The organism is Brevibacterium rongguiense (assembly GCF_009857845.1).
GTDB classification, from domain to species: Bacteria; Actinomycetota; Actinomycetes; order Actinomycetales; family Brevibacteriaceae; genus Brevibacterium; species Brevibacterium rongguiense.
Genome location: NZ_WWEQ01000074.1, coordinates 1 through 12,096 on the forward strand (window position 1 = coordinate 1; position 12,096 = coordinate 12,096).

Sequence of the window (12,096 nt, forward strand, 5' to 3'; positions counted from 1 at the left end):
ATCTGGCGCGCCGGCGGGCGCCGCCGCCTCGGCCGCGGCCTCCCCGGGGGCCGGAATGAGGTCGACCGGCACGTCGATGCCGCCGATCCGGCGCAGCTGGTCGCCCAGCGCCGCGGCCTTGAGCGCGCGCGAGTGGGCCAGCTCCACGTGGGCGAACTCCATGCCGCCGGCACCGGCGGCGCCCAGTGCCAGCCGCCGGTCGGGCACGCGGTGCGGGGAGGCCTCGAGCACCTCGAGCACGGCGGCCCTGGCGAACCCGCGGCGGACCTCGTGCACCCGCGCGCGCACCTCCTCGCCCGGAATGGCGCCGGAGACGAAGACGACGCCGTCCGGTGTGCGCGCGAGCGCCTGGCCGCCGGCCGCGCTCGCCTCGGGCCTGAGCACGAGCTCGGCCCCCACGCTCAGCCCGCCGGGCGCGGGCGCATCCGCGGGCCCGCTCACCGCATGGTCCCCAGGACGTCCTCGTCGATGTCGCCGCTGCGGGCGACGAGCGCCTCGCGGTTGCGGTCGAACGAGCGCAGGCGCCACGGCACGCTGGCCACGACGACGTTGGGCACGAAGAGCAGCCGGGACTTCAGGCGCAGCACCGTCTGGTTGTGCAGGATGTTCTCCCACCAGCGGCCCACGATGTACTGCGGGATGTAGACGATGACGAGGTCGCGCGGCGAGCGGCGCCGGATCCGCGCGATGTAGTTCATGACCGGGCGCACGAGCTCGCGGTAGGGCGAGCCGAGCACCGTGAGCGGCACCGGCAGCGCCATCTCGTCCCAGCGGCGCTGCAGGCGCTCGGCCGCCTCCTCGTCGACCGCCACGCAGATCGCATTCACGTAGGTGGGGCGCGTGGCGCGGGCGTAGGCCAGCGCGCGCAGCGTGGGCTTGTGGATGGCCGTGACGACGACGACGGCGTGCGTGTTCGCCGGCAGGGTGCGCGCGGTCGTGTCGTCGGGGCTGGCGCGCAGCTCGGCGTCCACGCGGGCGTAGTGGCGCCGCACGAGGCCCATGAGGGCGTAGAGCACGACCATCGCGGCCACCGCGATCCACGCGCCGTGGGTGAATTTCGACACGAGCACCACGAGCAGCACGGCGCCCACGAGGCCCAGGCCCAGCGCGTTGACCGCGCGCGCGGCCATCATGCGCCGCCGGGCGGGCCCGGAGACGATCCGCCGGATCCGCCGCGACCAGTGCCTGACCATGCCCAGCTGGCCGAGCGCGAAGGACAGGAAGACGCCCACGAGGTAGAGCTCGATGAGGTCCGTGGCGCGCGCCTGGAAGCCGATGACGAGGACGACGGCGGCCGCGGAGAGCAGGAGGATGCCGTTGGAGAACGTCAGGCGGTCCCCGCGGGTGGCGAGCTGGCGGGGCACGAATCCGTCGCGCGCCAGGCGGGAGGCCAGTCCCGGGAAGCCTTCGACCGCGGTGTTGGCGGCCCCGAGGAGCACGAGCGCGGTGACGACGACGACGATGAGCGCCAGCGCGGGTGCGCCGGAGAAGACCGCCGCGGCGATCTGGCCGATCACGGGGTCCTGGTCCGCGTGCGCCACTGCCTGGCCGCCCGGGCCGGCGAGCGAGTGCGCGGGGTCGGCGACGAACTTCACGCCCAGCCGGGCGGTCAGCCACGTGAGCCCGATGAGCATGCCGGCCGACAGCAGGCCGGTGAGCAGCAGCGTGTTCGCGGCGTTGCGCCCGCGCGGCTTGGCGAAGTTCGGCACGGCGGTCGCGACGGTCTCGATGCCCGCGACCGCCACCGAGCCGGAGGAGAAGGCGCGTAGCACGATGAAGGCGGCGGCCGCGCCGTGCAGCGGCCCGGGCTCGCCGTCCGGCGCGATGACGCTCAGCCCGCTCGTCGCGGCAGTGGGCACGTCCCCGTTGGCCACGCGCACGATGCCCACGACGATCGTGACGATGACGGCGGCGAGGAAGAGGTAGGTGGGGATGGCGAGCACCCGTCGGATCCCGCGCCAACCGCGCAGGCCCACGACCGTGACGACGAGGATGCCGAGGATCGCCACCTCCACCCGGAACGGCTTGAGGGCCGGCACCGCGGTGCCCACATAGCTGGCGAAGACGGTGAGCGAGACGGCGAGCGTGAGGACGTAGTCGACGAGCAGGGCCGCGGCGACCGCCCGCCCCGCCCGCGTGCCGAGGTTGCGCGAGGCGACCTCGTAGTCTCCGCCCCCGCCCGGGTAGGCGCGCAGGTTGAGGCGGTAGCAGAGGACGAGCACGAGGATGACGGCGCCCACGGCCAGGCCGATCCACGGGGAGGCGGTGAGGGCCACCGCGCCGCTGAGCGAGAGGGCGAGGAGGATCTCGTCCGGGGCGTAGGCCACGGAGGAGAGCATGTCCGAGGCGAAGACGGGCATCGCGATGCGCTTGGGCAGGACTTCGCGTCGGAACCGGTCACTGCGGAACGGGCGCCCGACGAGTAGTCTTTTGACGGCATCAGAGAAACCCACGACAGCCCATCGTAGATCACCCGGGAAGGGATGGCCCCCGCATGCACTTCGTCGTCATGGGCTGCGGTCGCGTGGGCGCCTCGCTGGCGCGCTCGCTGGACTCCTACGGGCACTCGGTGTCCGTCGTCGACCAGAACCCGGACGCGTTCGTCCGGCTGGGCAAGGACTTCTCCGGCTCGACGATCACGGGGCTGGGCTTCGACCGCGACACCCTGACGCGGGCGCGCACCGGCGACGCCTATGCGTTCGCCGCGGTCTCGAGCGGGGACAACTCGAACATCCTCGCCGCCCGGGTGGCGCGCGAGACGTTCGGCGTGGCCAACGTCGCCGCGCGCATCTACGATCCGCGCCGCGCGCAGATCTTCGAGCGGCTGGGCATCCCCACCGTCGCCACCGTGCGCTGGACCGCCGATCAGATGCTGCGCCGTCTCATCCCCCAGGGCGCGGCCACGGAGTTCCGCGACTCCTCCGGTCGGATGGTGCTCGCCGAGGTGCACCTGAACCCGGACTGGATCGCTCGGCCGGTGGCCCAGATCGAATCGGCCGTCGAGGCGCGGGTCTGCTTCGTCACCCGCGCGGGCGAGGGCCTGCTGCCCAAGCCCGGCATGCTCGTCCAGGAGGGCGACCTCGTGCACCTCATGTGCGCCCAGCCCGATCTCGAGGAGATCGTGCGCGCGCTCGACCAGCCCATCGAGGAGGACGCCGAATGAAGGTCGTCATCGCCGGGGCGGGCTCCGTGGGCCGCTCCGTGGCCCGCGAGCTGCTGGGCAAGGGCCACGAAGCGCTGCTCATCGACCGCAGCAAGGACGCCATCCGCCGCGACCGCGTGCCGGGCGCCGCGTGGCTGCTCGGCGACGCGTGCGAACTGGGCGGCCTCGAGGACGCGGACCTCGCGCGCGCCGATGTCGTCGTGGCCGCCACCGGGGACGACAAGACCAACCTCGTGCTCAGCCTGCTGGCGAAGACGGAGTTCGGCGTGCCGCGCACGGTCGCCCGGGTGAACAACCCGCGCAACGAGTGGCTCTTCGACGCGAACTGGGGCGTCGACGTCGCGGTCTCCACTCCGCGCCTCATGACCGCGCTCGTCGAGGAGGCCGTCGAGGTGGGCGGGCTCGTCCACCTGCTCAGCCTGGAGCGCGGGCGGGCGACGCTCATGGAGTTCACCGTCCACCACACGGCCTCCGTGGAGGACCGGCGCGTGGGCGACATCACCTGGCCGGCGGACTCCGTGCTCGTGGCGATCGTGCGCAGCGGCCGGGCCTTCGCCCCCGCCGCCGACGACCTCATCGTGGGCGCCGACGAGCTCTTCTTCCTCGCCGCGCCGGAGGGCGAGGCGCGGCTGCGCACGCTGCTGGGGGCCGAGGAGTCGGAGGCCGCACCCGAGGCCGACCGGCGGGCCGACGACGACGACGAAGACGACGGCAGCGAAGGCAGCGGCGGAGAAGGCGCAGACGGCGCGGCCGAGGTGCCCGCCGACCTCGAGGAGGCCGGGGGCGACGCCGAGCGCGCCTAGCGCCGGCGTCCGCACAGGTCCGCGCCGGGCAGCGCCCGCGGGGCGCGCCTGCCGTCCCGCCGCGTGCCTACAGCCGTTCCGCGGAGCGCTCGACGAGCTCGTAGGCGGGGTTGAGCAGGCGCAGCCGGCCGCCGCGGTCGCAGCAGCGGCCCGTCACGACGATGACGCGGCCGGGGGCGATGCCGGGGATGTCGCGCCGGCCCAGGAAGCGCGCCTCGACCGAGCCCGTGCCGTCGCTGACGACCACATCGCAGCGCGGCGCCTCCTCGGCCACCGAGCGGGTGACCGAGGCGATGACGCCGGCCAGGCGCACCGGCTCGCGAGCGGCCGCGGCGCCGATCGCGCAGCAGTCCGGCAGGCTGGAGCGGCGCCGGTCGTCGCGCTCGGCGGCCTCCTCGGTGGACCCGAAGCGCTCGAGCAGCGCCCGGAGGGAGGCCACTCAGCGAACCTCGGTGATCTCGGGGCCGCGCTCGAACGGATCGAAGCCGTCGTCGTCCTGCGCGTCGGCCTCGGGCTCCTCGTCCACGTTCGGCGGGGTGATCGGCAGGACCTCGCGCGGGGGCATGGCCTCCGTGCCGCGCTCGACGATGATGCCCCGGAAGACCTCGACGAGGGCGGCGCGCACCTCGTCGTCGACCGCGCCGGCCCCGCCGAGCACGCCGCGCAGGAACCAGCGCGGACCGTCGACGCCCAGGAAGCGCGCGGGGCGGAACCCCTCGTTGCCCTCCTCGTCGACCGCCGGGATCTTCGCGATGAGCTCGGTGCCCACAGCGGTGTAGAGCTCGCGCGCCTCGCCCCCGGCCGCGGCGATGTTCTGCGCGATCTGCTCGCGCACCTCGCGCCACAGGCCCTCGCTCTTCGGGGCCGCGAAGGCCTGCAGCTGCAGGCTGCCGCCGGCGTGGATGAGGGAGACCGCCATGATCTGCCCCGAGTCTTCCTCCGCCTCGAGCTGGATCTGCATGCCGTCGATGACGGGCACGCTCAGCGCGCCCAGCTCCAGGCGGTTGAGCTCCGGGTCCGCATCCTCCTGGGCGTCCCAGGGCCCCGCCTCCAGGCGGTCGAGGGGCGCCTCCTTGGCGAACTCGTCGTCGTCATCCGCATCGGCGGCTGCCTGGGCGGCCCGTGCGGACTGCGCACCGCCGCCCGGTGCTGCGGCGCCCTGCTCCGGCGCGTCCTCGGCTGCGGAGTCGTCGGGTGCCGCGGAGCCCTCCTCGGCTGCGGAGTCCTCGACGGCCGGGTTCTCCTCGACTGCCTCGGGCTGTTCGCGGCGCTTGCGGCGGCTGAAGATGCCCATCGTGGTGCCTCCTGTGTCTGCTTGCCTGTGGTCTTCGTGGGTGCTGCGCGGCGCTGGGCCGCGGCCGGGGGGCGGCTGCGCTCAGGCGCGCCCGAACCCGCCGGTGGAGCCGAACCCGCGCGCTCCGCGCTCGCTGGCCTCCAGGTCGCCGACGACTTCGAAGTGCGCGTGGGCCACCGGCTGGACGACGAGCTGGGCGATCCGGTCGCCCCGCGAGATCGCGGCCGGCTCGTGCGGGTCGAGGTTGATGAGGGGCACGCGGATCTCGCCGCGGTAGCCGGCGTCGATCGTGCCCGGCGCGTTGACGAGCGTCACCCCGTGCCTGCTCGCCAGGCCGGAGCGGGGGTGGACGAAGCCGGCATAGCCCGCGGGCAGGGCGATCGCGACCCCCGTGGGCACGGTGCGCCGCTCGAACGGCTGGAGGACGAAGTCCTCGCCGGAGCACAGGTCCGCGCCCGCATCGCCGGCACGGCCGTAGGCGGGCAGCGGCAGGTCCGGATCGAGGCGCTTGAGCTCGACGCTCACGCTGTTGGTCGTCACGTGTCCGGACTCTAGTCTTCCCCGCCCGCGGTTGCCAGCGCGTGCGGGGCGCCCGTGGGACAATGGGGCCATGGCACCGCAGACTCACACGGGATCGACCGTCCGCTACTCCGAACGGCTGGGCCCCACCCCCGCCTGGTGGTTCGTCGCCGCGGTGCTCGCGGCCATGACCGCGGTCATGGTCTATCCGGTCTGGCACTGGGGCGGGCTCATCGTCCCGCTCATCACGTTCGCACTGCTCGTGCTCGCGCTGCGCGCCACCATCAAATCGGTCGTCGTCACCGATCGCGAGCTCTACGCCGGGGTCGCCCACATCGAGCGGGCGCTTGTGGGCGAGGTCACGCCCCTGGACAAGCAGCAGGCGTTCGAGGCGCGCGGCTTCCGGCTCGATGCCCGCGCGTTCCTCATGACCCGTCCGTGGATCGGGCCCGCCGTGCGCATCGACATCGCCGACCCTGCCGATCCGACCCCGTACTGGATCGTCTCCACGCGCCGCCCCGAAGAGCTGGCGGCCGCGCTGCGCGGCTGAGGCCAGCCGGCCGGCGGCGCCGGGCGGCGCATTCCCGGCCGGCAGTGCCCGGCTCCATCCTCCCCGAGCGCAATCGAACCCCCTTCCGCGGAAGGGGGTTCGCCATTATCGGTGGTCGCTGCGCCGCTGCGCCCGGGCGCTCAGCCCGCGCAGTCGGTGCAGATGAGCACCCCGCCGTTGTCCTCGGCCAGCTGCGAGCGATGGCGCACGAGGAAGCACTCCATGCAGGTGAACTCGTCATTCTGCTTGGGCAGCACGCGCACGGAGAGCTCTTCGTTCGACAGGTCCGCACCGGGCAGCTCGAAGCCCTCGGCCACCTGCGCCTCGTCCTCGTCGACCTGGCTCGCCTGCTGCTGGTTGCGCTGAGCCTTGAGCTCCTCGATCGAGTCGCTGCTGAGTTCCTCGTCCTGCTTGCGCGGGACGTCGTAGTCTGTTGCCATCTGCCCGGATCACACTCCGCATTCTCTGGTGGTGAACTTGCGGTGAAAGGGCCCCCACCGCACAACTTCCCTCGCATTGTCCACTACAGCACCGCATGTGGCAAGGGCTTTTGCCGAGCAGTTTCCGCACCCGCCGAATCAGTCTCAGAAACGCGATTCACATGATGAGATAGCTGTTTCGATGTGTTCCATGAAACAGTAGGGTGCGGATACCCGACGAACAGGATGGTGATGTCATGACCAGCGAATTCGAAGCCGAGCTCGACCGCCGCGTCGCCGATCTGCAGGAGCGCCTGCGCGCCGCGCGCGCCGCGGACGAGGACTACCTCGTGGAATCGCTGGTCGACGAGTTGCAGGGCCTCGTCGAGATCGCCGGCGACAACGAGGTCGACACCGCGGAGATGCAGCGCATCCTCGCCGCGGAGACCGGCGCCATCCCGATCGTCCCCGAGGCCCAGCGCGGTCCGAGCAGCTGAGGCCGCCCGGACCAGGCGCGGCCCCGCCCGCGCCGCCTCAGGCGCCGGGGGCCGGCAGCCAGTTGGGCACGGTGGGCCGCTCGCGCACCCCGCGGCAGCACTCGAAGCTGCACGCCCCGCTGCCATCGGCCAGCGCCGGCAGGCGGGTGACGGCCGGGGGGGCCACCGGCTCGCCGCGGCGCTGCGCGGCCCGCTCCTCGACGAGGTCGACGAGTCCGGCGACGAACTGCGGCTTGAGGCCCACGGTGGCCGCCCGCTCATAGGCGAACCCCAGCTCCGCCGCCGTCTCGGCCGCCTCCGTGTCGAGGTCGTACTTGACCTCCATGTGGTCCGACACGAAGCCCAGGGGCACCGCGATGACGCCCTCGACGCCCTCCTCCTTGAGCTCGGCCATCCGGTCGTTGACATCGGGTTCGAGCCACGGCATGGACGGCGGTCCCGAGCGCGAGCAGTAGACGAGCTCGGAGCGCAGCGGGACCTCGTCGGCCAGCTGCTCGTTCACCCAGTCCTTGAGCGCCTCGTGCTGGGCCCGGTAGCCCGCGGTCTGCGCCTCGGAGGCGTCCTCCATGACATCGGGGATCGAGTGCGTGACGTAGAGGAGGCGGTGCCTTTCCGGGTCGAGGCCGCCGGTCTTGGCCGCGAACGCCCGCGCGGCCGTGCGCACGCAGTCGAGCTCCGCGGCCGCGAAGCCGGGGTGGTTGAAGTACTGGCGGATCTTGTCGAAGCCCACCTCGATGCCCTCGGCGGCCAGCGCGTCGATCGTCTTGGCGAAGTCCTCGCGGTACTGGCGGCACGAGGAGTAGCTCGAGTACGCCGAGGTGTCGATCGCGAGGAACTGGCGGGCGCCGCTGCGCTCGTGCTCGGCGCGCACGACGTCGGTGAGATAGGGCTCCCAGTTGCGGTTGCCCCACAGCACCGGCACGTCGATTCCCCGCCGGTCGAATTCGGCGCGCAGCTCCGCGAGCAGGGCGCGGTTCTGATCGTTGATGGGCGACTTGCCGCCGAACCCGTAGTAGTGCTCCCCCACTTCCACGAGGCGCTCATCGGGGATGCCGCGCCCGCGCGTGACGTTCTGCAGGAACGGCAGCACCTCCTCCGGCGCCTCGGGACCGCCGAAGGACATGAGGATGACTGCGTCGAAGGGCTGGACTGAGCTCATGGGGCCAGCCTAGCGGCGCCCCGGCGCAGCACAGCGCCGGGACTCAGGGCAAGATCGCCGGTCCCGAGGGGCGGAATGGGGCGATTTCGGCCGCCGGATCGCGCGACTCGCGCCGCCAATGCCCGCGGCCGCGGGCCGCGCGTGACACGATCGGGAGCGAAGTCCGACCACGAAGGAGCGCAGATGACCGAGCTGAGCCTGCAGGGCGCCGTCGACGACGGGGCGACGCTGGTCCTCGCCGACGGCAGCGGTGAGCAGTTCACCCTGCCCATCGACGACGAGCTGTTCGCCGCGGTCCGGCGCGACCGGGCCCGCCGCGCCGGCGGCCCCGCCCCCGGCGAGCCGCTGCGCCCCCGCGACATCCAGGCGATGGTCCGCTCCGGCATGACCGCCGAGGAGATCGCGGAGACCACCGGCGCCGACCTCGAGCATGTGCGCACCTACGAGCACCCCGTGCTCGCCGAGCGCCGCCACACCGCCGAGCGCGCGGGCCGCTGCCTGGTCTACCCCCAGAACGACCTGGACGACGCACCCCGGCCCCTCGCCCAGCTCGCAGCCGAGCGGCTGGCGCTGCGCGAGGTCGACCTCGACTCGATGAAGTGGGATGCCTGGAAGTCCCAGGGCGGCGCGTGGCACGTCGAGCTGTCCTTCACCGCGGCGAGCAGCCGGCGCACCGCCGCGTGGGAGTACCGCCACAATTCGGTGCGCCCGCTCGACGACGAGGCGCGCTGGCTCTCCGATGCCGGCCCCACCGACTCCGGGCCCATTCCGAACTTCGGCTCCGGCACCGAGCGCGTGTTCAACATCGAGGCGGAGAACCGCCGCAGCGAGCAGCGCTCGGCGCGCGGGGCGCAGCGCACCGCACCCGCCCCCGGCGGTGCGCCCGGTGCCTCGGCTGGCGGCGCCGCTCACCGCGACCAGGCCGCGGAGACCGGCCGGATCCTCGAGGGGCTGCGCCGGCGCCGCGGGCGCCCGGACGACACCCAGGCCCCGCGCGAGCAGCCCCCGGGGCTGCACTCCGTCGCGGAGGAGCCGCCCACGCATCCCGATGGCGCCCACACCGCTCTCTCGCGTCCGCAGGACGCGAAGGACGACGGCGTCTTCCCGCTGCCGCGCAGCGCCGATGACGAGGCGCAGGCATGGGGAGCCGAATCCGAGGCACTCGCCGATGCGCCGCTGCACCCCGATGCGCAGGAGTCCGCGGCGCACGATCCGGGGACGCAGGAGCAGGGTGCCCAGGCAGCGCACTCTCCCGCCGGGCAGCGCACCTCCTATGACACCGAGCCGATCGCCCCGGGCGTGCTCTTCGATGACGCCGCGACCCCGGATCAGCCCTCGCTGCTCGACGAGCCGGGTGTGACCGACGGCGCCCCGGAGAACGAGGCGGGAGGGGGCCCGTCCGAGCCGCTGCGCGCCTCGGATGCCAAGGATCCGGGTGAGCAGCAGTCCAAGCGCCGCGGCGGGCGCACGTCGCTGCCCAGCTGGGATGAGATCATGTTCGGCTCGAAGCGCGACTGACGCCCATCCGTCCCGGTGGCCCCGGGGCAGGCACGTTCCGGTCCCGCCTGGCCGTCCGCAGTCAGGCCGCCCGGCCGCTCAGCGCGGCTGAGCGACCGGAACGGCTGCGGGCCGGGCGCCCACCGCCACGCGGCGGTCCCCCGCCAGCGCAAGCGATTCGTCGTGGGTCACGAGGATCACGGCGGTGTCGGCCAGGCCGGCCCGCAGGTCCGCCATGAGCGCCGCTGCCAGGGCCTCGTCGAGGTGCGCGGTGGGCTCGTCGAGCACGATCGCGCTGGCGCCGGCGAGCAGGGTGCGCGCCACGGCCAGCCGCTGGCGCTGGCCGCCCGAGAGCCGGCCGCCCCCGGCGCCGATGCGCGCGTCGAGTCCCATGTCCGCGGCCAGGCCGCCCAGCCCCACCCGTTCGAGCACCGCAGTGAGCTCCGCGTCGTCGGGCGCCAGGTCGCGCGGCCGGGCGAGGAGCAGGTTGGCCCGCAGGCTCGAATCGAAGACGTGCGCCTCCTGCGGGCACCAGGCGATGTGGCCCGCGAGGTCCTCGGGCGACAGCGCCAGGGCATCCCCGCCGTCGAGCGCGTAGCTGCCCGCGCGCGGATCGAGGAAGCGCAGCACGATGCTCACCAAAGTCGTCTTGCCTGCCCCGGAGGGGCCGGTGACGACCGTCCAGGAACCGCGCTGCGCGGCGGCGCTCAGCCCGGTGAACACATCGCGGTCGGTGCCCGGCCAGCGGGCGGCCACAGCGCGCAGCACGAGCTCGCGCGGCTGGCCCTCCCGCAGGCGTGCGGCGCCGTGAGCGAGTGACCCGCCGCCGACCGCCCCGCCGCCGTCGGCAGCTCCCCTGGCCGCACCGCCATCCCCGGCCTCGGCCTCGAGTGCCCGAGCGCCTGCGGCGAACGGTTCGCGGTCGAGCTCCGGGGTGCGCGCGAGCACGGAGGCCAGCGCAGGCCACTGCTGGAGGGAGGTCAGGGCATCGGCGAACGGATCGATGAGCGAGAGCGGCAGCAGCACGGCCACCGCGAGCATCTCGCCGGAGACCTCCCCGGCCGCCACGGCCCCGGCGAGCACCGGCAGCATGAGCACGCCGGTGAGCACGCCGCACACCGTGACGAGGGACTCGCCGGCGCCGGTGGCGCGCAGGGCGCGCGCCTCCCAGCCCGCTGTGCGGACATCGTCGCGGGCGACCTGCGCCGCGGCCGCCGGGGCGCGGCCCGCGGCGATGAGGTCCTCGCGCGCCCACAGCAGGCGGGCGAGCCCGTCGAGCACCCTGCCGCGGGCGCTCAGGCGGGCGGTGCTCGCGTGCGCATCGGCGGCCAGGGCGAGTGCCGGCGCGGCGAGCAGCGCGCCGGCGCAGCCCAGCGCGGTGAGGAGGCCCGCGGCCGGATGGACGGACCACTCGACGCCGATCGCCGCGGCGGCGAGGATGACGGCGACGATGGGCCCGAGCACCACGCGGGGCGCCAGATCCCGGATGTCGTCGACGTCGGAGATGAGGCGGCGCAGGGCGAGCTCGCCGCGCAGGAGCGTGCGGTTGGCGGTCCCCGTGCGCGCGAACGCCGTCCACACGGCGGCGCGCAGCCGGGTGAGCGCGCCCAGCACGGCGTCGTGCAGGCAGAGCTGCTTGGCGTAGGCGAAGACGGACCGCGAGATGCCGAAGAAGCGCACGCCCACGATCGCGACGAGCAGGTACATGATCGGCGGGTGGGCGGCGGCGCGCACGATGAGCCAGCCGGAGACGGCGATGAGGGCGCTCGCCGCCGCGGCCGAGCAGACGCCCATGAGCACGGCCAGCCAGAACTTGGGCGCCCGGATGTCCACGGCCCGCGCCAGGCGCCCGAGCAGGGTGCGCAGCGGGGGCCGGTCCCCGGCAGCGGACTCCGGGCCGTCCGCTCCTGCCGGATGGGCCGCCGGGCGACCCGTCCCGGCCGGGCCGGCCGGGTCCGCCGCAGCCGCACCCGTCGGCACCCCGGCGCGTGACGGGGCGATGAGCGCGGCGGGCGCGCCGCCGGCCGAGACAGCGGCGCTGGGGGCCGAGGCGACGGTCGCGGTGTCAGGCCGGGCCGGCACCGCATGCGGCCGGGGGCCGGGCGCGCCCACGTCGATGCGGGCCTGCGCGGCGGCGAGCAGCGCCGGGTCGTGGGTGGCGGCGATGACGGGCACCGTGCGGGCCACGGCGGCCA

At 74.2% G+C, this 12,096-nt stretch carries 13 protein-coding genes; 5 read left to right on the plus strand and 8 right to left on the minus strand.

Annotated features, from left to right (window positions below; translation table 11 throughout):
* Window positions 1-441 (minus strand): TRAM domain-containing protein (locus GSY69_RS12450; protein WP_328698870.1); only part of this gene is annotated, 441 nt, incomplete at its 3' end.
* On the minus strand, window positions 438-2,453 hold the full coding sequence (locus GSY69_RS12455; RefSeq protein ID WP_328698871.1) for an APC family permease: 2,016 nt from the start codon (window positions 2,451-2,453) through the stop codon (window positions 438-440). The genes GSY69_RS12455 and GSY69_RS12450, both read right to left, overlap by 4 nt.
* Before the next feature lie 41 nt (window positions 2,454-2,494).
* Between GSY69_RS12455 and GSY69_RS12460 the strand changes: the two genes are divergently transcribed.
* Together GSY69_RS12460 and GSY69_RS12465 are read left to right on the plus strand one after the other, a co-directional pair.
* Window positions 2,495-3,163: a potassium channel family protein gene (locus GSY69_RS12460; protein WP_160954163.1), complete on the plus strand. Its 669-nt coding sequence runs from the start codon at window positions 2,495-2,497 to the stop codon at window positions 3,161-3,163.
* Window positions 3,160-3,966, plus strand: coding sequence for a potassium channel family protein (locus tag GSY69_RS12465; protein ID WP_160954164.1), 807 nt, complete (start codon window positions 3,160-3,162; stop codon window positions 3,964-3,966). Before GSY69_RS12460 ends, GSY69_RS12465 begins: the two co-directional genes overlap by 4 nt.
* Before the next feature lie 67 nt (window positions 3,967-4,033).
* Here the strand turns inward: GSY69_RS12465 and GSY69_RS12470 are convergent, their stop codons facing one another.
* The 3 genes from GSY69_RS12470 to dut form a co-directional block, all read right to left on the minus strand.
* Window positions 4,034-4,405: an OB-fold nucleic acid binding domain-containing protein gene (locus GSY69_RS12470; protein ID WP_160954165.1), complete on the minus strand. Its 372-nt coding sequence runs from the start codon at window positions 4,403-4,405 to the stop codon at window positions 4,034-4,036.
* On the minus strand, window positions 4,406-5,260 hold the full coding sequence (locus GSY69_RS12475) for a DUF3710 domain-containing protein (RefSeq protein WP_160954166.1): 855 nt from the start codon (window positions 5,258-5,260) through the stop codon (window positions 4,406-4,408).
* A gap of 81 nt (window positions 5,261-5,341) precedes the next feature.
* On the minus strand, window positions 5,342-5,800 hold the full coding sequence (dut, locus tag GSY69_RS12480) for a dUTP diphosphatase (RefSeq protein WP_268528552.1): 459 nt from the start codon (window positions 5,798-5,800) through the stop codon (window positions 5,342-5,344).
* Window positions 5,801-5,870: 70 nt separating this feature from the next.
* Here dut and GSY69_RS12485 point away from each other — a divergent pair, with 70 nt between their 5' ends.
* Entirely contained in the window at window positions 5,871-6,329 is a 459-nt protein-coding gene (locus GSY69_RS12485) for a DUF3093 domain-containing protein (RefSeq protein WP_160954168.1), read from the plus strand.
* Between the two features lie 140 nt (window positions 6,330-6,469).
* Here the strand turns inward: GSY69_RS12485 and GSY69_RS12490 are convergent, their stop codons facing one another.
* Window positions 6,470-6,769 carry a DUF4193 domain-containing protein gene (locus tag GSY69_RS12490; RefSeq protein ID WP_160954169.1) on the minus strand — a complete coding sequence of 100 codons (300 nt, stop codon included), beginning with the start codon at window positions 6,767-6,769 and terminating at the stop codon, window positions 6,470-6,472.
* A gap of 236 nt (window positions 6,770-7,005) precedes the next feature.
* Between GSY69_RS12490 and GSY69_RS12495 the strand changes: the two genes are divergently transcribed.
* On the plus strand, window positions 7,006-7,245 hold the full coding sequence (locus tag GSY69_RS12495) for a hypothetical protein (protein WP_160954170.1): 240 nt from the start codon (window positions 7,006-7,008) through the stop codon (window positions 7,243-7,245).
* A 37-nt stretch (window positions 7,246-7,282) separates the two neighbouring features.
* Here GSY69_RS12495 and GSY69_RS12500 read toward each other — a convergent pair whose 3' ends face one another.
* Window positions 7,283-8,404, minus strand: coding sequence for a ferrochelatase (locus GSY69_RS12500; protein WP_160954171.1), 1,122 nt, complete (start codon window positions 8,402-8,404; stop codon window positions 7,283-7,285).
* Window positions 8,405-8,587: 183 nt separating this feature from the next.
* On the opposite strand from GSY69_RS12500, the gene sepH reads away from it, so the two are divergent.
* Window positions 8,588-9,922, plus strand: coding sequence for a septation protein SepH (gene sepH / locus GSY69_RS12505; protein WP_160954172.1), 1,335 nt, complete (start codon window positions 8,588-8,590; stop codon window positions 9,920-9,922).
* Between the two features lie 78 nt (window positions 9,923-10,000).
* Here the strand turns inward: sepH and cydC are convergent.
* Window positions 10,001-12,096, minus strand: a 2,096-nt coding sequence (gene cydC / locus GSY69_RS12510) for a thiol reductant ABC exporter subunit CydC (protein WP_160954173.1), incomplete at its 5' end; no start/stop codon positions are given.